The organism is uncultured Eudoraea sp., assembly GCF_947258925.1.
Taxonomy (GTDB): Bacteria; Bacteroidota; Bacteroidia; order Flavobacteriales; family Flavobacteriaceae; genus Eudoraea.
Window position 1 is genome coordinate 78,547 of the sequence record NZ_CAMYKG010000013.1, and the last position, 24,924, is coordinate 103,470.

Consider the following 24,924-nt stretch of genomic DNA (forward strand, 5'->3'; position numbering starts at 1 on the left):
AATACACTCCTATATAATCTCATAAACTATTAATTATTGTATTTTTGACCTTATTTTTTATATCATATTGCTAAGCGTTCATGGATAAATATTCCTTTTTAAATACGGCTCACACCTCTTTTTTTTCAGAGCTATATGACAGGTACCTAACAAATCCTGATAGCATAGAACCTAGTTGGCGTGCTTTTTTCCAGGGATTTGATTTTGGAATGGAGAGCGCGTTGGATGAAGTAGGGATTGAAGGAAGTGATGAATTATCTGTTCTTGTTGACGGGCAATCTGTAACCATACCCGATTCTTTATTAAAAGAATTTAAGGTTGTTAAACTTATTGATGGCTATAGAAGCAGAGGACATTTGTTTACGAAGACAAATCCTGTCAGGGAAAGAAGAAAATATACACCTACGCTCGATATTGAAAATTTTGGCTTAACCCGGGACGATTTGACAACCGTATTTAATGCGGGCGAGGTAATTGGGTTAGGACCGAAGGAACTGCGAGAAATTATCAGCCATTTACAGCGTATTTATTGTGATGCAATAGGTGTTGAGTATATGTATATAAGGAAGCCTGAACGCGTTCAATGGATACAGGATTGGGTAAATATAAACGATAACCACCCGAAATTTGACCGGGACCGAAAAATAGACATCCTCAGAAAACTAAATCAGGCGGTGTCATTTGAGGCATTCTTGCATACAAAATATGTGGGTCAAAAAAGATTTTCGCTGGAGGGGAATGAATCACTTATTCCGGCAATAGATGCAGTTGTGGAAAGAGCTGCCGAAATGGGCGTGAAACAATTTGTAATGGGCATGGCCCACAGGGGAAGGCTTAATGTTTTAACCAACATTTTTGGTAAATCTCCTAAAGATATATTTAGTGAATTTGACGGAAAAGACTATGCTGAAGAAATTTTTGACGGGGATGTAAAATATCATTTGGGATGGACTTCTCAGCGTATGTCCGATAATGGGAACAAAATCAATATGAATATTGCACCTAACCCTTCACATTTAGAAACGGTCGGTGCAGTGGTTGAGGGCATTACCAGGGCCAAGCAGGATGCTCATTATCCAGGGGATTTTGCCAAAGTTTTGCCTATCGTGGTTCATGGAGATGCTGCTATTGCAGGTCAGGGGATTGCTTATGAACTGGTTCAGATGGCCCAATTAGACGGATACAGGACCAATGGAACCATTCATATTGTGGTCAATAACCAAATTGGTTTTACCACGAATTACCTGGACGGGAGATCTTCTACATATTGTACTGATGTTGGAAAAGTAACTTTAAGTCCCGTTTTACATGTAAACGCTGATGATGTAGAGGCAGTAGTGCACGCCTCTCTTTTTGCCCTTGAATATCGAATGCGATTTGAGGGTGATGTTTTTCTGGATCTGTTGGGATACAGAAAATATGGACATAACGAAGGAGATGAGCCCCGATTTACACAGCCAAAATTGTATAAAGCGATAGCGAAACATAAGAATCCGAGAGAGATATATGAAGAAAAATTAATTAGTGAGGGAATAATTGATTCAAACTTTGTGAAGGAGCTGGAATTGGATTACAAGGCCAGTTTAGAAGAAGAATTAGAGGATTCAAGAAAAGAAACCAAGACCATAATTACTCCTTTTATGGCTGATGAATGGAGCGGTTTTCAAAATGTTCGTGAATGGGAAATGCTAGACTTTATAGATACTTCATATGATAAGGATAAATTAACAGAAATTGCAAAGGTCATTACCCAGCTTCCTGCAGATAAAAAGTTTTTGCGTAAAGTTGAGAGATTGGTTCAGGATCGTAAGAAAATGTTTTTTGAAACGGATAGGCTAGATTGGGCGATGGGTGAATTACTGGCCTATGGAACACTTTTAGAAGAGGGTTTCGATGTCAGGATATCGGGTCAGGATGTGGAAAGAGGAACATTTTCTCATCGTCATGCCGTAATGAAAGTAGAGGAAAGCGAGGAGGAAGTAATGCTGTTGAACAACCTGAATGATAATCAGGGAAGATTTCAGATTTATAATTCACTTTTATCCGAATATGGAGTGGTAGGTTTTGACTATGGATATGCCATGGCCAGTCCAAATACTTTAACCATTTGGGAAGCCCAGTTTGGAGATTTTAGCAATGGGGCTCAGATTATGATAGATCAATACATATCTGCAGCCGAGGATAAATGGAAATTGCAAAACGGTTTGGTCATGCTCCTGCCTCATGGATATGAGGGACAGGGTGCCGAGCATTCCTCAGCAAGAATGGAAAGGTATCTTCAACTTTGTGCAAGAGACAATATGTATGTAGCGGACTGCAGCACCCCAGCCAATTTGTTTCATTTGTTCAGAAGACAAATGAAGGCTAATTTCCGAAAACCTTTGATCGTTTTCACCCCTAAAAGCCTATTGAGACACCCAAAAGCTGTTTCAAGGGTGGAAGATTTTTCCAATGGTAGTTTTCAAGAGGTAATTGATGACGAAGGTGCAGAAATTAAGAAAGTTAAAAGCCTGGTTTTCTGTACCGGAAAATTTTATTATGACTTGCTTGCCTATAAAGAGGAGCACAATCGCAAGGATGTAGCCTTGGTAAGAATAGAGCAATTATTCCCGGTTCCCGAGCAAAAGATAACTGCAGTCATAAGAAAATATGATCAGGCCGATGAAGTAGTATGGGCACAGGAAGAGCCCAGAAATATGGGTGCGTGGAGTCATATTTTTACACATTACCAGGAGGCACAAAAATTTCGTGTGGCATCAAGACGTTTTTACGCATCACCGGCTGCCGGGAGTGCCATTAGATCCAGAATGCGCCAACAACAGGTGATTGATTATGTATTTGACAAAACGAAGGATAATATGACCAGGCGGGTTACCAAAAAAGAGTACAAGAAAAAATGAGGATAACTATTATCTTATTGCTATTTTTTTCTTTTAACAATTCCTTCTGTCAGGGAGAACAATCTTCTTATGCCCGACTTGTTACAATATTTACAGAACGGTTTAACGGTGGTGATTATGACGGCATCTATGAATTGTATGACAGCGGCATGAAAAACGCTTTCACACGTATCCAAACCAGGAATTTTTTTGAGAACAATGTGAATAGGATAATGGGCAATATCAGGTCCATGGATTTTTTTACCATCAGGGAAGGAGCACACGTTTACAGGGTTATTTTTGATAGATCTATAGCAGATTTAACAATTTCATTAAACGCTCAGAGCAAAATAAGCGGCTTGTCAATCGCTCCTCCACAACCTTTGCAAAACCAAATCCTTGAAAGGAATATCACCCCAATGAGTTTGCCCTTCAATGGAGAATGGTTTGTATTTTGGGGAGGATTAACAGAGGCCCAGAATGTACATATCAAAGAAGTCAGTCAACAGTTTGCTTATGATATGTTGAAAGTAAAGGATGGGGCTTCTTATGAAGGAGATCCTTCCAAAAATGAAAATTATTTTGCCTTTGGCGAAGAAGTTATAGCTCCATGTGACGCCCGGGTGGTGTTGGTTTTAGATGGCATAAAAGACAATGTTCCAGGAGTAGTAAATCCTGATCAGCTTGCAGGGAATCATATCGTATTGCAGACAACGAATGAAGAGTATGTTGTCTTAGCGCATTTAAAAGAGGGTTCTATAGTTGTGGAAGAAGGACAAGACGTGCTGCAGGGAGAGTTGTTGGCATTCTGTGGTAATTCGGGCAACTCTACAGAACCGCATCTGCATCTGAGTTTACAGAATACCCTGGTTGAGGAAGATGGTGTTGGCGCAAAATTATTTTTCGACCGCATATTCGTCAATGGAGAAATTAGAGTAGATTACCTTCCGGTAAAGGAGGATTTTGTTAGGAATAGTATTTAAAGAAACCATTATAAAATTTAAGGCATGATTTTAGAAATGAAGGTCCCTTCCCCGGGAGAGTCCATAACCGAAGTGGAAATTGCAGAATGGCTGGTTAGCGATGGCGATTATGTAGAAAAAGACCAGGCCATAGCCGAGGTAGATTCGGATAAAGCTACTCTGGAATTACCGGCAGAAGAAAGTGGAACTATCACGTTGAAAGCCGAAGAAGGAGATGCAGTGGCTGTTGGTGAAGTAGTATGCCTTATAGATACCAGTGCAGAAAAACCTACAGAAAGCGCATCCAAAGCTGAAGCAAAGAATGTGGAAGAACCTGCAGTTCGTGATACCCCTGAAAAAGAGGTCAAGAAAGAAGAATTAAAAGAGACTTATGCCAAAGGAGTGCCTTCACCTGCTGCTCGAAAAATTCTTGATGAGAAAGGAATAGATCCTGGTAGTTTAATCGGCTCCGGGAAAGACGGTAGAATTACCAAGGAAGATGCAGTAAAGTCTGTTCCTTCCATGGGCAGTCCTACAGGTGGTAAAAGGGGAGAACACAGAACTAAACTTTCCATGCTTCGACGCAAAGTTGCTGAACGATTGGTAGCTGCTAAGAATGAGACGGCGATGCTGACTACTTTTAATGAAGTAGATATGTCTGCTATTTTTTCATTGAGAAAGGAATACAAAGAAATTTTTAAAGACAAACATGACGTAAGTCTTGGATTCATGTCATTTTTTACAAAGGCTGTAATAAGGGCTTTACAGATGTTTCCTTCAGTGAATTCCATGATAGATGGAAAGGAAATGCTCTCTTTTGATTTTTGCGATATTAGTATAGCAGTTTCCGGCCCCAAAGGTCTTATGGTTCCTGTGATCAGAAATGCTGAAAATCTTACTTTCAGAGGTATAGAAGCTGAAGTGAAACGACTTGCATTAAGAGCGCGGGATGGTCAGATAACAGTAGACGAAATGACCGGAGGTACTTTCACCATATCCAATGGTGGTGTTTTTGGTTCGATGTTATCAACCCCGATTATTAATCCGCCCCAAAGTGGAATCCTCGGGATGCATAATATTGTAGAGAGACCTGTGGTAAAAGAAGGATCAATAGTCATTGCTCCGATCATGTATGTCGCTCTTTCCTATGACCATCGAATTATTGATGGAAAAGAGTCGGTCGGGTTTCTGGTGGCTGTAAAAGAAGCTTTGGAAAATCCTGTGGAATTATTAATGGAGGGATCCCCGAAAAAATCACTTGAGTTGTAGCGGATTTTTTTAAAAAAGAGACAAAGGTTATTTTTTCTTTTTCATAAATAAATTTCCGGAGGCGTAATCAATTACCGCCTTTGATTTAATAAGAATATCTGCCCCTATTATACCATCTACGGGAAGGGATTTGTGGGCTTGCAGCGCTTCATTAACGTGAACTAAATCAAAAACCACAATCTTCTGTTTCTTTTTTTTCCAACCACCAACTACAATTTTATTTTTAGTAGAAACCAGCGTATCCATATCTGTGGCACCGGCACCGGCTGCTTTAATTTTAGAGTCCTTTGATACAAGCTTAAAATAATCGGCCTTATCTATACCAACACAGGTGTTAGATGCGCCTGTGTCTAAAATAAAACGTCCGGTTATTCCATTAATCTTGGCCGAAACCTCCAAATGATTGGTGCCATTGAGAACCATGGGGACTTTAGTATATCCTTTACTTTTTAAAACTTTCTTCAGATCGCCCATCTAATATGTTTTTTGACAAAGATAATTCTATTTTTGCTCTATGACCATTACAGACACACATACACATTTATATAGTGACGCCTTCGATGAGGACAGGGATGAAATTATCGAAAAAGCAATTGCCCGGGGTATTAAGCGTTTTTTTATACCCTCTATAGATTCTACATATACCAAGGCAATGTTGGATCTTGAAAGAAAATACCCTAAGAATATGTTTTTGATGATGGGCCTTCACCCCACCCATGTGAAAGACAATTTCAGGAACGAGCTCATACATGTTGAAAAAATGTTATCTGAGAGGAAGTTCTATGCCGTTGGAGAAATTGGAATTGACCTTTATTGGGATAAGACACACTTATTTGAGCAGCAAGAGGCTTTTAGATACCAAATACATTTGGCAAAAGAATATGACTTACCCATTGTGATTCATTGCAGAGATTCTTTTGATGAGATTTTTGAAATATTGGAGGATGAAAAAGGGGAAGACCTTTATGGAATATTTCACTGCTTTACAGGAACTGAAGAACAAGCCACAAGGGCCATAAATTATAATATGAAATTAGGAATAGGGGGAGTAGTAACTTTTAAGAATGGCAAAATTGACACTTTTTTGAACAAAATAGATCTAAAACATATCGTATTGGAAACGGATTCTCCGTACCTCTCTCCTGTACCCTATAGGGGTAAGAGGAATGAAAGTGTATATTTACTTGAGGTACTTAAAAAGCTTTCAGCGCTTTATGGAGTCGACGAGGAATTAATTGCCAAGATTACAACTCAGAATTCTATGGATGTATTTGGGGTATAAATTATTTAATGGGGGCATTTATTTTAATTTGAAAAATTATAAGAACTTAGAATTCAATGGGTAAAAAAGCTAACATATTACTCATCTATACAGGCGGTACAATAGGCATGGTTAAAGACTATTCTTCAGGGGCTCTGAGGGCTTTTAATTTTAAAAAGCTGGTAAGCAACATACCTGAATTAAGTCAGCTTGCATGTAAAATTGAAAGTATTTCATTTAAAACTCCAATAGATTCGTCAAACATGAATCCATCGCATTGGGCCTCAATAGCAGAGATAATTGAAAAACATTATGATCGTTATGACGGCTTTGTAGTGTTGCAGGGAAGCGACACTATGAGCTATTCTTCCTCCGCTCTTAGTTTTATGCTGGAAAATCTTACTAAACCTGTAATTTTTACGGGTTCGCAACTGCCTATAGGAGATCTTCGGACAGACGCAAAGGAAAATTTAATTACCTCTATTCAGATCGCGGCCTTGCAAGAAAACAACCAGGCAGTTATACAGGAGGTATGCCTTTATTTCGAATACAAATTATATCGCGCTAACAGAACTACCAAAATAAATGCAGAGCATTTCCAGGCTTTTACATCCATAAACTTTCCTGCACTTGCAGAATCCGGTGTTCATTTAAAAATTAATCGAAATAGTCTTAGAAAAAATTTAAAACACAACAAGTTTATTGTCCATAAAATTATGGATACCAATGTGGCAATTTTTAAACTTTTTCCCGGTTTTAACAGGGCATTATTGAGAGGGGTATTAGGCATACCAAACTTAAAAGCTTTGGTTTTAGAGACCTATGGCGCGGGAAATGCGCCTACCGATGATTGGTTGATATCAGATCTTAAGGAAGCCATAGGCAAAGGTTTGCATATTGTAAATGTAACCCAATGTTCAGGTGGTTCCGTTATGATGGGGAGATATAGTACTAGTGAGAAGCTCAAAAAGTTACAACTTATAAACGGGGGTGATATAACAACGGAGGCTGCAATAACTAAACTTATGTACCTTTTAGGAAGCGGTGTTTCACATAAATCTTTCAGAACAATTTTTGAAACTTCCTTACGTGGAGAGTTGACTCAAAATTAAATGGGTAAAGTTTTTTAAACTAGTTTTTTTTTTGTTAATTGCTCGCCCTGTAATCTACAGTATAGAGAGGTGGCCGAGTGGTCGAAGGCGCACGCCTGGAAAGTGTGTATACACCAAAAGTGTATCGAGGGTTCGAATCCCTTCCTCTCTGCAATTGACGAATATTAAGTAGTCCGCTTGAGATTAGAAGGAAGGTTTTTTTGCTACTGTTTATACGGAAATGTAAAATACATGAAAGCCCGCCTTCTATTAGTGCAAAGTTTTAATTTTTTAATTGTATTTTTTTTTTATCTTTAACCCTATTAACTAACTAAATTTAAGTTTGAAAGAAATGAAAAGATTATTCTCGATCCTGGGGGTTTCACCCAGGTTTTGAAAGAGCAGTTTATTCAAGGAGGAGCTGGTTTTATGGGGATTGTTCTACTATGTTTGATTTTAGGTTTGGCTGTTGCTATTGAAAGAATTATTTATTTGAATATGGCAAGCACCAATACTTCAAAACTAAAACAACAAGTGGAAGACGCTCTTTCATCAGGAGGTGTCGAAGCGGCAAAAGAGGTGTGTAGAAATACAAAAGGTCCGGTTGCATCAATTTATTACCAGGGATTGGATAGAGCAGGAGAGAGCATTGAATCTGCAGAAAAAGCAGTTATTGCTTATGGTGGTGTTCAAATGGGACAATTGGAAAAGAATGTTTCATGGTTATCTCTATTTATAGCTATTGCACCGATGCTGGGATTCATGGGAACGGTTATTGGTATGATCCAGGCCTTCCAGAAGATTAGTGCTGTTGGTAACCTTAGTGCATCGTTAATTGCCGGTGATATCCAGGTGGCGTTATTAACAACGGTATTTGGTTTGATTACGGCCATTATTCTTCAAATTTTCTATAACTACATTATTGCTAAAATTGACGGAATAGTTAATGACATGGAAGATTCATCCATCTCATTGATCGATATGTTGGTAGACCATAAAAAATAAGTCGCACACTAAATAATAAACAGTATGAACAAAATAGTTAAAATAGTATTGGTTGTTTTAGGAGCGCTAGCGGCTATCTTATGGTATCAACTGCCGGGAAGAGATGTTCCGGCCTCTGAAGCCGTGGAGAGTGGGGCGATGAACACTATGTTCATTATCACATATATACTGCTGGGTTTGGCGGTTGTAATAAGTCTTGTATTTACACTTAAGAACCTATTTTCAAATCCAGAAAGCCTGAAAAAGACCTTAATGGTAATTGGAGGCTTTATAGTTGTTGTAATCATATCGTATGCGCTGGCAACTGGTACCGATGTTAGTATTGAAGAAATGGCTAACAGGGGTATAGCCACCTCAGAAAGTACGATAAGAAGAATTGGGACTGGTCTCAATATGTTTTTCATCCTGGTTTTAATAGCTATTGTAGCTATGGCACTGGGTGCATTTAAGAATATGTCTAACAAATAAAAGTTTTAGTTATGCCTAGAAGAGGAGGACCACCAGAAGTTAATGCAGGATCTATGGCAGACATTGCGTTCTTACTGCTTATTTTTTTCTTAGTTACCACAACTATAGAAACAGATGCAGGATTAGACAGAATGCTTCCGCCCATGGAGCCGCCAGATACAGATGTTGTTATTAAGCAAAAAAATATTTTTACGGTCAACATCAATAAAAGCGGTCAGTTGCTGGTTGAAGAGGAACTGCTCGATCTTAAACAGCTCAGGCAAAGAGCTATAGCCTTTCTTGATAATGGTGGCGACGGAAGCTGCAAGTACTGTAAAGGTAAAAGAGATGCGAGTTCTTCGGATAATCCCGCAAAGGCTATTATCTCTCTCAAGAATGATCGGGAAACGAGGTATGGGACTTATATTACCGTTCAAAACGAATTGGTAGGGGCCTATAACGATCTCAGAAACAGGGAAGCACAACGGTTGTTTGGCCGGGATTTTACGGAAATGGAAGCTGAATTTCTTAATCCGGAAACACCTTCCAGCATTAGAGATGATCTAAAGGAAAAGGTTCAGAAAGTTCAGGGACTATTTCCACAGAAATTATCAGAAGCAGAAACATCAACCAGTAATTAAGTTAACTTCTAATTATGGCAAAATTTAATAAGAAAAAAGATGGGGATTTACCCGCAGTATCTACAGCTTCATTGCCGGATATTGTTTTTATGCTATTGTTCTTTTTTATGACAGTAACAACAATGAAGGATAGCTCGTTGATGGTTCAGAATACCTTGCCAAATGCCAGCGAGGTAAAGAAGTTGGAGAAAAAGGATAGAGTGTTGTACATCTATGTGGGTAAACCCACGCGAGAATATCAAAAGGTGTTTGGTACAGAACCAAAAATACAACTGAATGATAAATTTGCAAATGTTTCTGAAGTAGGAGATTTTATTTTGCAGGAAAGAGCTAAAAAACCGCAAGAACTGCAGAACGTTCTGACTACTGCTATGAAAGTAGATAAAGACGCAAATATGGGTCTTATATCTGATATTAAGCAGGAGCTAAGAAAGGTGAATGCTCTTAAGGTTAATTATACCACCTACGAAGGTGATGCTTTTAGAAATTTGCAGTAGCAGAATTAACTTTCATTCTTAAATAAGTATTAAAAACGCCTCAAAATACATTTTGAGGCGTTTTTTTTTACTTGCGGTTTCGTAACTTATTTAAAATTATCTTTCCATGAGACGCAATTGGCTATTTTTGATTTTAGGATTCACATTTAATCTTTGTGCTCAAGAGAATAATTTATCTGAGGACCTTAAGTACCTTGAGGATCAATTTTATCTCGGGATTACATATAACATACTACTCAATAAACCTAATGGCGTATCGCAAGGAAACTTTTCCTATGGGTTACAGGGCGGCTTTATCAAGGATATACCTTTAAACAAAAGGAGGAATGTTGGAATTGGTGTAGGTCTTGGTTATGCTTATTATAACTACTATTCAAATTTATTTGTCAATGAAACCCCTAATGGCCTTGAGTATATTGTTCTTGACTCCGATGTGTCCTACAAAAGAAATAAAATAGATTCACATGTGATAGAAATGCCGATTGAGTTCAGATGGCGAACATCAACGCCAAGCGAATATAAATTTTGGAGGATATATGCCGGTATGAGATTAGGATATGTTGTCGGGAGCAGATCTAAATTTGTATCCAATACAGAAAAAATTTCTTTTTTTAACTCTGACACACGAAAGTTCAGATATGGGCTAATGCTCAATTTTGGATACAGTACAGTAAATGTGCATATATATTATGCGCTAAGTAATCTGTTTAATGACGGAGTTGCTACTGTTGATGGGGAAGCCATAGAATTCCGGCCCTTAAGAATAGGAATTATCTTCTATATCCTATAAAGTTACAACCAAAACTTAATGGTCAATAATTGGGACCCAAAGCCAATTATAAACCCAATTAGAACCTCAGCTCTGCTATTTGCGTTTAGAAAGAGCCTGGCAGTTGCCAATATTCCGGTTAATAATGTAAAAAGGCTGATTGCAATGATTATATTAATTTCAAAATGAATGCTTAAAGAAATTAAATACATTAGATAACTCCCCATACTCACCATATGTAAACTGGTTCTGAATTTAAAAAAATTTAATAGCAGGCAGGCTATTGTAGCAGCAAGCAGACCTACAAAGAAAAAATATACCTCAATGGTATAATTATTAGGAATCACCTTTATCAAAATCATCAGGAATAAGGCTATTTGGATTATCAATGGGAAGGTTCGTTCACTAGTTTTTGTCAGGAATATTGAACTTACAACACCTAAGTTTTTTAGAATCAGAAAACTAATTATGGGAATAATTACAGTAAGTATAAAAATGGGTAATATGTTCCCACTTTGAAGTTCAAGCGGACTGTATTTGGGAGTAATTACAAAATAGGTAATAGTGCCTGCTATGGGCAAAAAAATAGGATGTAATAAAATGGAAAGTATTTTTAGAAACAGTTTCATCAGATCTGTTTTCTAAGACGCGCTACGGGAATACCTAGTTGTTCCCGATATTTGGCTACAGTTCGCCTGGCAATTGGATATCCCTTCTCTTTTAGCAAAGCAGCCAGTTTATCATCTGTAAGCGGTTTTTTCTTCTCCTCATTACGTATTACAGTTTCTAATATGTTTTTTATTTCTTTGGTTGAAACATCTTCCCCTTCCTCATTTTTCATTGATTCTGAAAAATATTCTTTAATTAATTTGGTGCCATATGGAGTGTCAACATATTTACTGTTAGCGACTCTTGATACCGTAGATACATCCATATGAATAGTGTCGGCAATATCTTTTAAGATCATTGGCCGCAATTTTCGTTCATCACCACTAAGGAAGTATTCTCTCTGATATTGCATGATAGCATTCATCGTAATATAGAGTGTTTGCTGCCTTTGTTTAATTGCGTCGATAAACCACTTTGCAGAATCTAACTTCTGTTTGATGAACATTACAGCGTCTTTCTGTGATTTAGACTTGTCTTTGGCACTCTTATAACCTGCCAACATATTGCTATATTCATTGGAAATATGAAGTTCAGGAGCATTTCTTCCATTTAAAGTTAATTCAAGTTCGCCTTCAACTATCCTTATTGAAAAATCAGGCACAATATGTTCAATCACTTTATTGCTACCAGCATAAGAACCTCCGGGTTTTGGATTTAATTTCTCTATTTCAGAGATGGCGCCCTTAAGTTCCTCTTCATTGATATCATACTTCTGAAGCAGTTTCTTATAGTGCTTTTTGGTAAACTGTTCGAAAGATTTGTCGAGAATATTGATTGCCAGTTCAATATTTGGGGTTGGCTCCTTACGCTTAAGCTGAAGCATCAGGCATTCATCTAATGTCCTGGCGGCAACACCTGGAGGATCCAGCCCCTGGACAATTTTTAAAATTCTTTTAATATCCGCTTCCTCGCAATAGATGTTTTGCGTAAAGGCGAGGTCGTCTGCAATATCTGATACAGGCCTTCTGATGTAACCACTTTCATCAACACTTCCCACTAAGAATTCTGCAATGGCCCATTCCTGGTCATTTAAGTATACTGTGTTTAATTGATTAAGAAGGTATTGATTAAAGGAAATACCTGCTGCATATGGGATGCTCTTTTCATCATCATCAGGGCTATAGTTGCTGGCTTTTGTACGATAATCAGGAATTTCATCATCGCTTAAATAATCATCAATATTAATGTCCTCTGAATTGATGCTTTCACTGTCAGAATCCACTTCATAATCCTCACTAAATTCATCATCTAATGAATCTTTTTCTTCTTTACCCCTTTCTAATGCCGGATTTTCTTCCAGTTCTTGATTAATTCGCTGTTCAAATGCCTGAGTGGGGAGTTGAATTAATTTCATCAACTGGATTTGCTGAGGCGATAGCTTTTGTGATAATTTGAACTGTAAGTGTTGTTTGAGCATGAATGCGTATTCTTTTCCTATCTATAAAATTAAAGAATAAATATCAAGTGACGAAGTAACCCTTAAAACTCAGCGTTTTGAGGTGTTCTCGGAAAAGGTATCACATCTCTGATATTGCCCATTCCGGTAGCAAATTGAACCATTCGTTCAAAACCCATCCCAAAACCACTGTGAATGGCAGTGCCAAATTTCCTGAGGTCCAGGTACCACCATAGTTCTTCTTCATCAATTCCTAAAGTATCTATTTTTTCCTTGAGTACGTCCAATCGTTCTTCACGCTGTGATCCCCCAACAATCTCACCAATCCCCGGAAAAAGAATATCCATGGCTCTAACTGTTTTACCATCTTCATTTAATCGCATATAAAATGCTTTAATTTTCGCGGGATAATCAAATAATATAACCGGGCACTTGAAGTGTTTTTCCACCAAAAATCGCTCGTGTTCACTTTGCAAATCAGCGCCCCATTCATTAATCGGGAACTGAAATTTTTTCTTTTTGTTAGGTTTGCTGTTCTTTAAAATTTCAATGGCTTCTGTATAGGTAATTCTGATAAATTTATTTTCTACGATAAATTTCAACCTTTCTATAAGAGACATTTCACTTCGTTCAGCCATGGGTTTGGTCTTTTCTTCATCAAGCAACCTTTTTTCCAGAAATATCAAATCCCGTTCACAATTTTCTAGCAGGTAAGAGATAATATTCTTTATAAAATCTTCGGCCAGATCCATATTGTCCTTTAGGTCATAAAAGGCCATTTCAGGTTCTATCATCCAAAACTCTGCAAGATGCCTTGAAGTATTGGAATTTTCTGCTCTAAAAGTAGGACCAAAAGTGTAAACTTTACCCAATGCCATGGCATATGCCTCTGCCTCGAGCTGTCCTGATACAGTTAAATTTGTCTCCTTACCAAAGAAATCTTCTTTATAATTTACTTCCCCCTTATCTGTCAAAGGAGGCTTTATGGGATCTAAAGTGGATACTCTAAACATTTCACCTGCACCCTCTGCGTCCGAACCCGTAATAATGGGGGCATGAAAATAATAAAATCCATTTTTCTGAAAATATGCATGAATAGCATATGCCAATGCAGATCGCACACGCATCACAGCTGCGAAGGTATTTGTTCTAATTCTTAGATGTGCCTGTTCCCTTAAAAATTCCATGGAATGTTTCTTGGGTTGAATAGGATATTCGTCAGGATCGGCACCACCGTGAACAAAGATATCTTTGACCTGAATTTCAACGCTTTGGCCTCTTCCCTGGCTTTCTACTAAGATTCCGTTTATTTGTAAAGCAGCTCCTGTAGCAATTTTTTTTAATAAATCTTCTTCCAATTCTTCAAAATCAACCACACATTGAATATTGTCTATGGTAGAGCCATCATTTAGTGCAATGAATCTATTGCTTCTGAATGTCCGTACCCACCCATTTACTTCTACCTCCTGGTTTAAAAGAGGAGTTTGAAGAAGCTCTTTTATGCTATGCGATTTCATATGAGATCATTTCTGAATTTGAACGTCAAAGATAACTTTTTGGCAAAAATATATACCGATAAACCGTTGATAAAATACCATCCAGGCTAGTCTGGCTAAAAAATGCTATCTGCTTCCTGGCAATTCTTCTTTTGGAAGTATATCTATTTGAGGTTTTTTCAAGACTTGTTTGTTGGCAATGCTTCGTTCTAACGAGAGAAGCAGTGAAGGGAGTAAAATCAAATTTGCCAGCATGGCAAAGAGTAAAGTTGCAGATACCAACGCTCCCAGTGCTACCGTTCCTCCAAAACTCGATATTGTAAATACTGAAAAACCAAAGAAAAGTACGATGGATGTATAAAACATACTTACCCCAGTCTCGCGTAAAGCTGCATAAACTGATTTTTGAATACGCCAATGGTTGGCAGACAGTTCTTGCCTGTATTTTGCCAGAAAATGAATGGTATCGTCTACCGAAATACCAAATGCAATGCTAAAAACCAATATTGTTGAAGGTTTAATGGGTACACCAACAAATCCCATAACTCCGGCCGTAACCGCCAAAGGCAAAAGATTTGGAATCAAAGAAATAACAATCATTCTAAACGAACGGAATAAATAAGCGATGAATAGGGCTATTAAAACTATGGCAAGGGATAAGGACATCACCAAATTCTTTACCAGATACTTGGTGCCTTTTAGAAAAAGTAGTGCTTTTCCGGTGACATAGACATTGAAACGATCTGCAGGGAAAATCTTTGTGATTTCATCAAGAATGGATTTTTCAATTTCCTCCATACGTTCCGTTGGAACATCTTTGATGAATGTAGTAATCCTGGCTATCTGACCCGTACTGTCAACAAAATTACCGATTAAGCTTTCATTGCCCTGCGACTTCCTGGCTACATCCATAATAAAATTATATTCCTGTGAAGTAGGTAATTGATAGTATTTAGGAATGCCACTATAAAAGGCCTGCTTGGAATATTTCACTAAATTAACAACGGATATGGGTTTTGATAATTCCGGGGTGCGATCAATATGTTCCCCCAGTTGATTCATTTTATTCAGCGAAACTGGTTTTAAGACACCTTTTTTTCTTTCGGTATCAACAACAATCTCAATAGGCATAATACCGTTAAACTCTTCGTCAAAAAAGCGTATGTCTTTATAAAACTCCGTATTTCTAGGCATATCTTCCACAAGGTTACCGGAAATCTTGATTTGATAAATCCCGATTATACTAATTATTAAAGCTATTAGGGAGATCGAATAAATAGTTATTCTTTTTTCCCGTACCAGATACTCCATCCAATTCACAAAAGCATCTATCCACTTTTTGTTAAGATGTTTCAGGTGCTTTGTTTTAGGCGGATACATAAAACTATATACGATGGGTATAATCAGTATAGAAAGGATAAAAATGCATAGGATGTTTATGGACGCTACTATCCCAAACTCCGTCAAAAGTTTACTGTCTGTTATTATAAAAGTTGCAAAACCACAGGCCGTAGTAACATTTGTCATGAGCGTGGCATTACCAATTTTTGCAATTACTCTTTTTAAGGATAAAGCCTGATTTCCATGTTTTTTTACTTCTTGCTGGTATTTATTAATAAGAAAAATACAATTAGGTATCCCAATTACAATAATGAGTGGGGGAATCAATGCAGTTAAAACGGTAATTTCATATCTTAAAAGTCCCAGTATTCCAAAGGCCCACATAACCCCTATTAGGACGACACTCATAGAAATAAATGTTGCGCGAAAACTGCGGAAAAAGAAAAAGAAAATCAGGGAGGTAACAATAAGTGCCGCTGCAATAAAAACTCCTATTTCATCAATGATATGTTGTGTATTCATGGTTCGCACATAGGGCATACCTGATACACGAACATCCATTTTTGTTTCTTCTTCAAAATCGGATATCACCGTATGAAGGTCTTTTAATATAAAATCTTTTCGAACAGGAGTATTTACGATGTCCTTATCTAGATAGACCAGTGTCCTTATCGTTCCGGTCTCCTTATTATACAAGAGATTATCATAGAAAGGTAAATTGTCGAACATGTATCGGGTAAGACTGTCGACCTGCTTTTCATTCACCGGAGCCTTTACAATTAAAGGTCGCAGTTCAAATTCTTGTTTTTGCTTACTCTTTATTAGCTCTTGAAGGTTTTCAGTAGACACTACATAGTCTACTTCAGGAAAGGCAGCCAGTTGTTTACTTAATCTATTCCAACGATTAAAGTTTTCAACCTTATAAAATGCGCTGTCTTTAATAGCGAACGCAATGGTATTACCTTCTTCACCAAACTTTGCAAGAAAAGCTTCGTATTCAATATTTAAGGGGTGGTCATCCGGCAGTAAATTTGCTTCGGAGGTAGCAAACTGCATATTCTTCCATTGAAACGCCAAAAAAATAGTAACCCCTGTTATTAAAAATAGGATCAGAATTCTGTTTCTAAGAATAATTGTTGCAACCTTTCCCCAAAATCCTCTTGTAATCTTTGCAACCATACTTCTAATATGAATCCATACTTTTAATAACCGCCCGAATACTTTTTTGCATTAAATACGCGTACTCTGTATATCTTGGTACCAATAGCAGTTTTATTAAAGATAATCTTAGTTAAAGTTAATAATAGCGGCAAAGGTAGAAAAGAACATGGACTGTACCTAGAAACCCTTAATAAATTAGAAGATCAGTAAATTAATCCGTATCATCTTTAAACAGCTAAAAAATGTACATAAATTAAATTGGTCTATAATTTAGAATGATTAAACTTCGTATTCATAAATGTCTTTAAAGGAATGATGAAATGTCTGATGAAAAGAACTATAGTAGAATTGCAATTATACTTTACAGAGCATTAATAGTAATTTGTGCTATAATTGTAATTGTGGCGATAATTGCAATTTATTTCAAGGGATAGCATGCACTGGATTTAGGGAATTAAGTTACCAAATACAACTTTAAATTCTATTTCAGCCCTATTTTCAATGGAATAAAAAAAGCAACTTATAAAAGTCGCTTTTATAATTATGAGTTATAAGTTGAAATCAGACTTTCATAATTTCAGCCTCTTTAACATCCAGGATATTGTCTATTTTTTCGGTGTAAGAATTGGTCATTTCCTGGATATCGATTTCAGCATTTTTTTCCAGATCTTCCGAAATCCCCATGTTTTTTATTTCTTTGTTGGCTTCTTGTCTTGCACTTCGAACGCTTATTTTAGCTTCCTCTGCTTCAGCCTTAGCTTGTTTCACCAGTTGTATTCTCCTTTCTTCTGTAAGCGGAGGAACATTAATAATGACCATCTCACCATTATTCATAGGATTAAATCCAAGGTTTGCATTCATAATGGCTGTTTCTATTTCAGACAACATGCTTTTCTCCCATGGCTGTACCGATAGTGTTCGGGCATCAGGAGTATTTATATTTGAAACCTGAGACAATGGAGTTTGTGAGCCATAATATTCTACCATAACCGTTGAAAGCATTGATGGATTAGCCTTCCCGGCCCTGATTTTTATCAACGCTTTCTCTAAATGTAATATGGCTGCATCCATACTATCTTTAGTAGCCTCTAAAATAAATTTAACATCTTCGTTCATAATTAAATTTTATAACATATTAACACAAAGTATACCGTTCTACAAATCGACAACCGTACCAATATTTTCTCCCGATACTATTTTAAGAAGATTGCCTTTTTTATTCATGTCAAATACTACGATTGGGAGATTGTTTTCCTGACTTAATGTAAAAGCCGTCGTATCCATAACCTTTAAACCCTTGGTAAGGACATCTTCAAATGTAATAGTTTCGAATTTAGTGGCACTTTTATCCTTTTCAGGATCACTGGTGTATATACCATCAACTCTTGTGCCTTTTAAAATAACATTGGCTTCAATTTCAATAGCCCTTAAGACAGCAGCTGAATCCGTGGTGAAATAAGGGTTTCCTGTACCTCCACCAAAAATGACTACTCGTCCTTTTTCCAGATGGCGCATTGCCCTTCTTCTAATAAAAGGTTCTGCAACTTCATTGATCTTTATCGCAGATTGTAACCTTGTTTGAACTCCTTTGTCTTCCAAAGCACTTTGTAAAGCCAGTCCATTTATAACGGTCGCCAACATGCCCATGTGATCCCCTTGAACCCTGTCCATTCCATTGCTTGCTCCTGCCAGCCCTCTAAAGATATTTCCACCTCCAATTACAATTGCCACTTCCACACCTAAGTCCACCACTTCCTTTATTTCTTCAGCATAGGCCGATAGTCTGCTGGCATCAATACCATATTGCTTATTGCCCATTAGTGCTTCACCGCTGAGTTTGAGAAGTATTCTTTTATATAACATATTGTCTCTGCCTGATTTGCAAACAAAAATAGTCAAAAATATTTACGGGAACTCTTCGTTAATAAGTTTAATACCTTCCTAATTATTTCATAACAACATGGATGATATGGAATAATTTTAATAATCTTGTTTTAGTATTTAGTACATAAATAGGCATGAATAAACTAATTATACTAGCTGTTCTCCTCGTTACATTGTATGGATGTGGTAGTTCAAAATCTGTATTATCAGCAGATAAAGAAGTTATTAAGACAACTATAGACTTAGTAAATGTAAATAATGACAGGGTAAAGGTTACCGTGGACCCCGGGCTATTCAGTAAAAAAAGCATAAGTTTTTTTATACCAAAAACTGTCCCGGGAACCTATAGTGAAGACAATTATGGAAAGTATATTGAAGACTTTAAGGCTTATGATTATAATGGCCGGGAGCTTAAATTTACAACAGTTGGAGTCAATGAATGGAACATATCCGATGCTTCTGAATTAGATAAGGTTGTTTACTATGTTACAGATACCTATGATTCGGAATACGAACAAAATGATCCGGTATTTTCTCCGGCAGGAACAAATATTTTAAAGGGAAAGAATTTTCTGTTGAACCTTCATGGTTTTGTGGGATATTTTGAGGAATTAAAACAAGTTCCTTATGAGTTAAGTGTCAGCTCTCCGGTGGATTTGGTACCTGCCACTTCGCTGGTAAAAAAACAAAGTGAAGCCAATGATACGACTGATATTTTCCTGGCCTCGAGATATTTTGAGGTTGTAGATAATCCCATTCTTTATGCAAAGGCAAATACAGCTTCTTTTGCCGTCAATGATATCACCATTAACTTGAGCATATACTCACCTAATAGTCTATATGATGCTGCTGATTTAAAGCCGAGCATGGAAAGTATGATGAGGGCTCAGAAGGCTTTTCTGGGAGATATTGACGGCACCAAAGAATATAATATTTTGTTGTACCTATCAACACTAGATGAAAACGATGCGTCAGGATTTGGCGCTTTGGAGCACCATACTTCTACCGTAGTTGTGATGCCGGAACAAATGCCAAAATCAGTTTTGGAAAAGGCTATGATTGATGTCGTTTCACATGAATTTTTTCATATAGTTACACCCTTGAATGTACATTCTAAGGAGATACAATATTTTGACTATAATGATCCCAAAATGTCGGAGCACCTATGGATGTATGAAGGGACTACGGAATATTTTGCCCACCTGTTTCAAATTCAGCAAGGTCTTATAAATGAACCCGAATTTTATAAGCGCATTGTAGATAAGATAAATAACTCCAAGTCATTTGATGATGTTATGTCGTTTACAACTATGAGCAAAAATGTTTTGGATGATCCTTACAAAGCAAATTATGGTAATGTATATGAGAAGGGGGCTTTACTTAATATGACTTTGGATATTAGGCTCAGGGAATTAAGTGATGGTGAAAAGGGAGTATTGTGGTTGATGAAGGAGCTTTCAAAAAAATATGATAATGATACGCCATTCGATGACACGGAAATTATTGACGAAATTGTTGATATGACCTATCCGGAAATAAAGTCCTTTTTTGATACTTATGTCATTGGAACTACCGCCCTGGATTATGATGAAATTTTAGCCTCAGTTGGATTAAAAACCGCTGATATTCAGGAACCCAGCGGATATTTTATAAATGGCGAAATACCCTTTATTGATATTGATCAAGCTAATGAAGATGCTATTATTATTAGAAAAGGGATAGAATTAAATACATTCTTTACGAATCTTGGTGCACAAGGGGGTGATACCATTAAGAGTATTGATGGTATACCTATTTCATTAGAGTCTATCAGGACAATTATTGGACAAAGTTTATGGTGGTCAGCCGATAGAGAAATTACTATGGTGGTGCAAAGGGGAGAGGAGGAATTGGTGCTCGAGGGTAAAGTCGGAAACCCAACCCTGAAGGTAACCACGATAGTACCTATAGATGAGATGGAAAATACACCTCAATCTCAACTACGAAAGTACTGGTTAAAAAGCTAGGAATAAAAAAAGATTTTATCTTTGAATTCCGTCTCAAAATAATGCTTAGTTATACACAGGTCGGACAGCTACAATATTGAAAAATAAGGTGTCTGCATAGAATTCAGAACTTTTGAAAAAACCAGAATCAAACTCTGGGTATTATAAGGGTGGATTAGGAAAAATAGTTGAAACAAAAAACCACTTTTCATACTGAAAAGTGGTCTTTACCTTCTGATAATTTTGTGAATTTACCCTAAAGCTACTCTTTCAAACCCTGTGATTTCCAACTTTGGATCTACAGATTTGACATACTGAGATACACTTTGCTTATTATCTTTAATAAAAGCCTGATTAACCAGTGTATTGTCCTTAAAGAAACGTTTTAATTTTCCCTTGGCTATGTTATCCAGCATAGCTTCAGGTTTACCTTCTTGCCTTAATTGTTCTTTGGCAATTTCTATTTCTTTATCAATAACCGACTGATCTACGGCAGCTTCATCGAGTCCAACAGGATTCATAGCCGCAGCCTGCATGGCTACATCTTTTGCGGCAACTTCAGCACCTTCAACCGCACTTGACAGTCCAACTAAGGTTGCTATTTTGTTTCCTGCATGAATATATGATCCTACAAAAGGGGCGTTAAGCTTTCTAAAACCACCAATTTCAATTTTTTCTCCAATAACACCAGTCTGTTCTGTAAGTTTTTCCTGAACTGTTAGTCCATTAAAGCTGGCATTAAGAAATTCATCTTTGTTGTCAAAATCTAGTGCAAGTTCTGCCAAATTATTGGCAAGGGTAACAAAACTATCATTCTTAGCAACAAAATCTGTTTCACAATTAAGTGAAATAATAACGCCACTTGTTTTCTCAGAATTAACCCGTGCAATTGTAGCTCCCTCAGAAGAATCTCTGTCAGCCCTCTTTGCGGCCACTTTCTGTCCTTTTTTTCTAAGGATTTCAATTGCTTTTTCAAAATCTCCTTCTGCCTCAACCAACGCCTTTTTGCAGTCCATCATTCCTGCGCCTGTAGTTTTTCGTAAATTGTTAACTTCTGCAGCGGTAACTTTAACCATTTTATTTAGTTTTTAGTGAACACGTCAGCACGTATTCAGTTCTCAATTTTTTATAAATACTTGTTATTCAACTCCACCTTTCACCTTATCCTGCCAGGCTTTCAATTCATCCCAGTGTCCTTCTGCAGCCATTTCGGATTGTTTTGGCCAGGAAGAAGGATCAAGATGCGCCATTCTTGAGCTTGCCTCAGTCAGGATTTCCTTAATCTTTTCAGGATCTGTTTTTGCTAAACTCGCATAGGAACCAATTCCAGCCTTAGTAAGTGCTTCAGCTGCCTTCGGTCCAATACCTTCAATCTTGGTTAGGTTGTCAGAGGCTGTTTTTTCAGATTTTTTTACTGCCACTTTCTCAACTTTCTCCTCAGTTGCTTTTGCTTCTTCCGGCTTTTTCTTAGGAGTATCTTTTTCCTTTACTGCTTCTGACTTCTCAGTCTTGGCGGGTTCGGCCGGGGCTGCAACTTTTTCCTCCGTTTTTTTAGTCGCTTTCGTTTCTTTAGGAGTCGGTTGCTCAGATGCACCTTCCTTAGCAGCTTGTTTTTCTGATTTGCGCTCTTCCAGCCCAACTGCGATTGCATTAGTAACCTCTGTCAAAATCACATTAATGGATTTAGAGGCATCGTCGTTAGATGGTATCACATAGTTAATTGGCCTGGGATCTGAGTTTGTATCCACCATGGCAAAAATTGGAATGTTCAATTTTTGTGCTTCTTTTACCGCAATGTGCTCACGCATAGTATCGACAATGAACAATGCGCCCGGTAAACGTGTCATATCAGAAATAGAACCAAGGTTTTTTTCCAGTTTAGCACGAAGACGATCTACCTGTAAACGCTCTTTTTTAGAAAGTGTATTAAATGTTCCATCTTTCTTCATCCTATCAATAGAGGCCATTTTCTTAACCGCCTTTCTGATCGTAACAAAGTTTGTCAACATCCCACCCGGCCATCTTTCTGTGATGTAGGGCATGTTTACATTGGACACTTTTTCAGCAACGATATCCTTTGCCTGTTTCTTTGTCGCAACAAATAGTATTTTTCTTCCGGATGCGGCAATTTTAGATAAGGCCTCACTAGCCTCTTCTAATTTAGCAACCGTTTTATATAAATTGATTACGTGAATTCCATTCCGCTCCATGTAGATGTAAGGAGCCATATTCGGATTCCATTTTCTTGTAAGGTGTCCAAAGTGTACACCTGCTTCTAATAATTCTTTAACTTCAGCTTTTTTTGCCATTTTAATACTTAGTTTACGTTCTTTTGAATTAGCAATGATGAAGTGGTATTCCTGTTAAGGGAAAGCCTCCAACATTTAGATGCTAAACTAAATTTAACCTTTACCTGATTTTGACACATCGCAATCACGATGTTTACAGGTTCGGGTTTTTAATTGTCCCTATGACAAGAGACTTTCAATGAACTTGGGTTAATATCCTGAAATCTTTTCAGGACTAAATAATAATTTTATCGTTTAGAGAATTGGAATTTCTTCCTTGCCTTCTTCTGACCAAACTTTTTGCGTTCAACCATTCTTGGATCTCTTGTAAGTAATCCTTCAGGTTTTAGTACTTCCCTGTTTTCAGCCTCTATCTCACATAATCCCCTGGATAATGCCAAACGTACGGCTTCTGCCTGACCTGTTATTCCGCCACCATATACATTAACAATTACATCATAATTGTCTACTGTATTGGTTAAAGCAAAAGGTTGTTTTACTTTATACTGCAATGTAGCCGTTGAGAAATAGTCTTCTAATTTCCTTTTATTGACCGTAATGTTACCCTTTCCTTCAGTAATATATACCCGGGCAACAGCTGTTTTTCTTCTACCTATTTTATGAATTGTGTCCATTTAATTAAGGTCATTTATGTTAATAGCCTTCGGTTTCTGAGCCTCCTGATCATGGTCCGTGCCTACATAGACTCTCAGATTTCTAAATAACTCAGCGCCCAATTTATTCTTAGGAAGCATGCCTTTTACTGCCTTTTCAATAATAGCTGCAGGATTTTTATCCAACAGCTCCCTGGCCGTTGTAGATCTTTGACCACCGGGATATCCAGTATATCTCTTGTATGTCTTGTCTTCCCATTTATTGCCGCTAAGTTGAATTTTTTCAGCGTTAACAATGACAACATTGTCTCCGCAGTCAACATGTGGTGTAAAATTTGGCTTGTATTTACCTCTTAAGATTTTAGCCACTTTAGAAGCAAGTCGCCCTAAGGTTTGGCCTTCTGCATCAACCAATAACCACTGTTTATCAACAGTACTTTTATTGGCAGATTTAGTCTTGTAGCTTAATGTATCCACTACTATTTGTTTTATTAATTAAACTCTTCCATCCCGAATAACGGGCTGCAAATGTACAACTATTAAGTTTAAATGCAAACCGTTACTTCTCAATTTTTTGAAAATATTTTGTTCGTTTTAATATGAGATTTTAGGCAATAATTTGAGATCCAAATTTAAGTGCGGCTTAATGGTATTTGATTATTGCACGGAAATGTAGCGTTATTCATATACTATAAGACTGGTTTTTACGTTTTTCAACAAATAATCATTTATAAACCCGTAAAAATGAAACGTAACCTATTACTGCTTTTTATAGCAGCTTCTTTGTTATTTTCCTGTTCATCAGATAAAGATGATATAATTCAGGATGAAAATAGTATAATTGGGTCATGGGCACTAACCGCACTCGAAATTGATGACAGTACGGCAAGTGATGACGAAAAAAATGCCAGAGATATTTTAAATTTTTTGTCTGCGATAGATTGTTCTATTATGACGCTTACTTTTAATGAAGACTTAAGCGTTATAACCGAAAACTCAGGAAATTACCTGGAAATAAATGTAAACCCCGGAGGTACGGGCCTTGATGTTCCATGTCCTACGCAAAAAGATACGTATGTGGACAGTTATACTTTTGAAGCAGGAGTATTAACCTATGTCGATGAAGACCAGGTTGAAACTACCGTGAATGTAGAGTTTTCAGGAAATACCATGAGAGTAAACGCTACGGAATTCGATTTTACAAATTTTGATGACGGTGGTGTACTGATTTTTACCAGACAGTAAAAAAGCCTTTAAACAATACAAATA

Annotated in this window: 23 protein-coding genes and 1 tRNA gene; 13 read left to right on the top strand and 11 right to left on the bottom strand. The window is 37.3% G+C overall.

The features are described from left to right. The first annotated feature begins 80 nt into the window (after positions 1-80). Genes Q0X77_RS06265 through odhB form a run of 3 tightly spaced genes read left to right on the top strand, consistent with a single transcriptional unit; the run spans position 81 to position 5,110 of the window. Positions 81-2,900, top strand: coding sequence for a 2-oxoglutarate dehydrogenase E1 component (locus Q0X77_RS06265; RefSeq protein ID WP_297794671.1), 2,820 nt, complete (start codon positions 81-83; stop codon positions 2,898-2,900). After that, on the top strand, positions 2,897-3,862 hold the full coding sequence (locus Q0X77_RS06270) for a M23 family metallopeptidase (RefSeq protein WP_297794673.1): 966 nt from the start codon (positions 2,897-2,899) through the stop codon (positions 3,860-3,862). Before Q0X77_RS06265 ends, Q0X77_RS06270 begins: the two co-directional genes overlap by 4 nt. A 24-nt stretch (positions 3,863-3,886) precedes the next feature. Next, complete coding sequence (gene odhB / locus Q0X77_RS06275) at positions 3,887-5,110, top strand: 2-oxoglutarate dehydrogenase complex dihydrolipoyllysine-residue succinyltransferase (RefSeq protein WP_297794677.1); 1,224 nt, start codon at positions 3,887-3,889, stop codon at positions 5,108-5,110. 27 nt (positions 5,111-5,137) lie between these two features. On the opposite strand, the gene Q0X77_RS06280 is transcribed toward odhB, so the two are convergent. Then, on the bottom strand, positions 5,138-5,584 hold the full coding sequence (locus Q0X77_RS06280) for a retropepsin-like aspartic protease (protein ID WP_297794680.1): 447 nt from the start codon (positions 5,582-5,584) through the stop codon (positions 5,138-5,140). A 40-nt stretch (positions 5,585-5,624) separates the two neighbouring features. Here Q0X77_RS06280 and Q0X77_RS06285 point away from each other — a divergent pair, with 40 nt between their 5' ends. From Q0X77_RS06285 to Q0X77_RS06320, 8 genes are all read left to right on the top strand, one after another. Then, complete coding sequence (locus tag Q0X77_RS06285) at positions 5,625-6,392, top strand: TatD family hydrolase (protein WP_297794682.1); 768 nt, start codon at positions 5,625-5,627, stop codon at positions 6,390-6,392. 56 nt (positions 6,393-6,448) lie between these two features. After that, entirely contained in the window at positions 6,449-7,483 is a 1,035-nt protein-coding gene (locus tag Q0X77_RS06290; RefSeq protein ID WP_297794685.1) for an asparaginase, read from the top strand. Positions 7,484-7,546: 63 nt separating this feature from the next. Then, positions 7,547-7,634: transfer RNA gene (locus Q0X77_RS06295), tRNA-Ser, on the top strand. A 188-nt stretch (positions 7,635-7,822) separates the two neighbouring features. Then, complete coding sequence (locus tag Q0X77_RS06300) at positions 7,823-8,467, top strand: MotA/TolQ/ExbB proton channel family protein (RefSeq protein WP_297794746.1); 645 nt, start codon at positions 7,823-7,825, stop codon at positions 8,465-8,467. A gap of 24 nt (positions 8,468-8,491) precedes the next feature. Next, positions 8,492-8,935: a hypothetical protein gene (locus Q0X77_RS06305; RefSeq protein WP_297794688.1), complete on the top strand. Its 444-nt coding sequence runs from the start codon at positions 8,492-8,494 to the stop codon at positions 8,933-8,935. An 11-nt stretch (positions 8,936-8,946) separates the two neighbouring features. Then, positions 8,947-9,555 carry a biopolymer transporter ExbD gene (locus Q0X77_RS06310; protein WP_297794691.1) on the top strand — a complete coding sequence of 203 codons (609 nt, stop codon included), beginning with the start codon at positions 8,947-8,949 and terminating at the stop codon, positions 9,553-9,555. A gap of 14 nt (positions 9,556-9,569) precedes the next feature. Further along, positions 9,570-10,052 carry a biopolymer transporter ExbD gene (locus tag Q0X77_RS06315; RefSeq protein WP_297794694.1) on the top strand — a complete coding sequence of 161 codons (483 nt, stop codon included), beginning with the start codon at positions 9,570-9,572 and terminating at the stop codon, positions 10,050-10,052. Positions 10,053-10,158: 106 nt separating this feature from the next. Beyond that, positions 10,159-10,842: a porin family protein gene (locus Q0X77_RS06320; RefSeq protein WP_297794697.1), complete on the top strand. Its 684-nt coding sequence runs from the start codon at positions 10,159-10,161 to the stop codon at positions 10,840-10,842. Positions 10,843-10,844: 2 nt separating this feature from the next. Here Q0X77_RS06320 and Q0X77_RS06325 read toward each other — a convergent pair whose 3' ends face one another. The 6 genes from Q0X77_RS06325 to pyrH form a co-directional block, all read right to left on the bottom strand. Next, positions 10,845-11,450, bottom strand: a complete 606-nt coding sequence (locus Q0X77_RS06325; protein ID WP_297794701.1) for a hypothetical protein — start codon at positions 11,448-11,450, stop codon at positions 10,845-10,847. After that, positions 11,450-12,907: an RNA polymerase factor sigma-54 gene (rpoN, locus tag Q0X77_RS06330; RefSeq protein ID WP_297794704.1), complete on the bottom strand. Its 1,458-nt coding sequence runs from the start codon at positions 12,905-12,907 to the stop codon at positions 11,450-11,452. The genes Q0X77_RS06325 and rpoN overlap by 1 nt, the downstream gene beginning before the upstream one ends. A 62-nt stretch (positions 12,908-12,969) precedes the next feature. Next, on the bottom strand, positions 12,970-14,403 hold the full coding sequence (gene asnS / locus Q0X77_RS06335; RefSeq protein ID WP_297794707.1) for an asparagine--tRNA ligase: 1,434 nt from the start codon (positions 14,401-14,403) through the stop codon (positions 12,970-12,972). A gap of 105 nt (positions 14,404-14,508) precedes the next feature. Beyond that, complete coding sequence (locus Q0X77_RS06340; protein WP_297794710.1) at positions 14,509-16,902, bottom strand: MMPL family transporter; 2,394 nt, start codon at positions 16,900-16,902, stop codon at positions 14,509-14,511. A 543-nt stretch (positions 16,903-17,445) separates the two neighbouring features. Next, positions 17,446-18,000: a ribosome recycling factor gene (gene frr, locus Q0X77_RS06345; protein WP_297794713.1), complete on the bottom strand. Its 555-nt coding sequence runs from the start codon at positions 17,998-18,000 to the stop codon at positions 17,446-17,448. A gap of 39 nt (positions 18,001-18,039) precedes the next feature. Next, positions 18,040-18,747 (bottom strand): UMP kinase, encoded by a 708-nt coding sequence (gene pyrH / locus Q0X77_RS06350; protein ID WP_297794715.1) that lies wholly within the window; start codon positions 18,745-18,747, stop codon positions 18,040-18,042. A gap of 155 nt (positions 18,748-18,902) precedes the next feature. Here pyrH and Q0X77_RS06355 point away from each other — a divergent pair, with 155 nt between their 5' ends. Further along, on the top strand, positions 18,903-20,774 hold the full coding sequence (locus Q0X77_RS06355; RefSeq protein ID WP_297794719.1) for a peptidase M61: 1,872 nt from the start codon (positions 18,903-18,905) through the stop codon (positions 20,772-20,774). Positions 20,775-21,004: 230 nt separating this feature from the next. On the opposite strand, the gene tsf is transcribed toward Q0X77_RS06355, so the two are convergent. The 4 genes from tsf to rplM all read right to left on the bottom strand — a co-directional run bounded on the left by tsf (position 21,005) and on the right by rplM (position 24,132). After that, positions 21,005-21,829: a translation elongation factor Ts gene (tsf, locus tag Q0X77_RS06360; protein ID WP_297794722.1), complete on the bottom strand. Its 825-nt coding sequence runs from the start codon at positions 21,827-21,829 to the stop codon at positions 21,005-21,007. Between the two features lie 63 nt (positions 21,830-21,892). Then, complete coding sequence (gene rpsB, locus Q0X77_RS06365) at positions 21,893-23,062, bottom strand: 30S ribosomal protein S2 (protein WP_297794725.1); 1,170 nt, start codon at positions 23,060-23,062, stop codon at positions 21,893-21,895. A gap of 227 nt (positions 23,063-23,289) precedes the next feature. Continuing rightward, entirely contained in the window at positions 23,290-23,676 is a 387-nt protein-coding gene (rpsI, locus tag Q0X77_RS06370) for a 30S ribosomal protein S9 (RefSeq protein WP_297794728.1), read from the bottom strand. Further along, positions 23,677-24,132 (bottom strand): 50S ribosomal protein L13, encoded by a 456-nt coding sequence (gene rplM, locus Q0X77_RS06375; protein ID WP_297794730.1) that lies wholly within the window; start codon positions 24,130-24,132, stop codon positions 23,677-23,679. 267 nt (positions 24,133-24,399) lie between these two features. Between rplM and Q0X77_RS06380 the strand changes: the two genes are divergently transcribed. Next, positions 24,400-24,900 carry a hypothetical protein gene (locus Q0X77_RS06380; protein ID WP_297794733.1) on the top strand — a complete coding sequence of 167 codons (501 nt, stop codon included), beginning with the start codon at positions 24,400-24,402 and terminating at the stop codon, positions 24,898-24,900. The last annotated feature ends 24 nt before the right edge of the window (positions 24,901-24,924 follow it).

Bases quoted from the DNA above. Each gene is read 5' to 3' on its own strand.
- frr (WP_297794713.1), bottom strand. From the start codon at position 18,000: ATGAACGAAGATGTTAAATTTATTTTAGAGGCTACTAAAGATAGTATG.
- tsf (WP_297794722.1), bottom strand. From the start codon at position 21,829: ATGGTTAAAGTTACCGCTGCAGAAGTTAACAATTTACGAAAAACTACA.
- odhB (WP_297794677.1), top strand. From the start codon at position 3,887: ATGATTTTAGAAATGAAGGTCCCTTCCCCGGGAGAGTCCATAACCGAA.
- Q0X77_RS06380 (WP_297794733.1), top strand. From the start codon at position 24,400: ATGAAACGTAACCTATTACTGCTTTTTATAGCAGCTTCTTTGTTATTT.
- Q0X77_RS06320 (WP_297794697.1), top strand. From the start codon at position 10,159: ATGAGACGCAATTGGCTATTTTTGATTTTAGGATTCACATTTAATCTT.
- Q0X77_RS06280 (WP_297794680.1), bottom strand. From the start codon at position 5,584: ATGGGCGATCTGAAGAAAGTTTTAAAAAGTAAAGGATATACTAAAGTC.
- rpoN (WP_297794704.1), bottom strand. From the start codon at position 12,907: ATGCTCAAACAACACTTACAGTTCAAATTATCACAAAAGCTATCGCCT.
- asnS (WP_297794707.1), bottom strand. From the start codon at position 14,403: ATGAAATCGCATAGCATAAAAGAGCTTCTTCAAACTCCTCTTTTAAAC.
- pyrH (WP_297794715.1), bottom strand. From the start codon at position 18,747: ATGTTATATAAAAGAATACTTCTCAAACTCAGCGGTGAAGCACTAATG.
- Q0X77_RS06265 (WP_297794671.1), top strand. From the start codon at position 81: ATGGATAAATATTCCTTTTTAAATACGGCTCACACCTCTTTTTTTTCA.
- rpsI (WP_297794728.1), bottom strand. From the start codon at position 23,676: ATGGACACAATTCATAAAATAGGTAGAAGAAAAACAGCTGTTGCCCGG.
- Q0X77_RS06315 (WP_297794694.1), top strand. From the start codon at position 9,570: ATGGCAAAATTTAATAAGAAAAAAGATGGGGATTTACCCGCAGTATCT.
- Q0X77_RS06310 (WP_297794691.1), top strand. From the start codon at position 8,947: ATGCCTAGAAGAGGAGGACCACCAGAAGTTAATGCAGGATCTATGGCA.
- Q0X77_RS06325 (WP_297794701.1), bottom strand. From the start codon at position 11,450: ATGAAACTGTTTCTAAAAATACTTTCCATTTTATTACATCCTATTTTT.
- Q0X77_RS06270 (WP_297794673.1), top strand. From the start codon at position 2,897: ATGAGGATAACTATTATCTTATTGCTATTTTTTTCTTTTAACAATTCC.
- Q0X77_RS06285 (WP_297794682.1), top strand. From the start codon at position 5,625: ATGACCATTACAGACACACATACACATTTATATAGTGACGCCTTCGAT.
- Q0X77_RS06305 (WP_297794688.1), top strand. From the start codon at position 8,492: ATGAACAAAATAGTTAAAATAGTATTGGTTGTTTTAGGAGCGCTAGCG.
- Q0X77_RS06290 (WP_297794685.1), top strand. From the start codon at position 6,449: ATGGGTAAAAAAGCTAACATATTACTCATCTATACAGGCGGTACAATA.
- Q0X77_RS06355 (WP_297794719.1), top strand. From the start codon at position 18,903: ATGAATAAACTAATTATACTAGCTGTTCTCCTCGTTACATTGTATGGA.
- Q0X77_RS06340 (WP_297794710.1), bottom strand. From the start codon at position 16,902: ATGGTTGCAAAGATTACAAGAGGATTTTGGGGAAAGGTTGCAACAATT.
- rpsB (WP_297794725.1), bottom strand. From the start codon at position 23,062: ATGGCAAAAAAAGCTGAAGTTAAAGAATTATTAGAAGCAGGTGTACAC.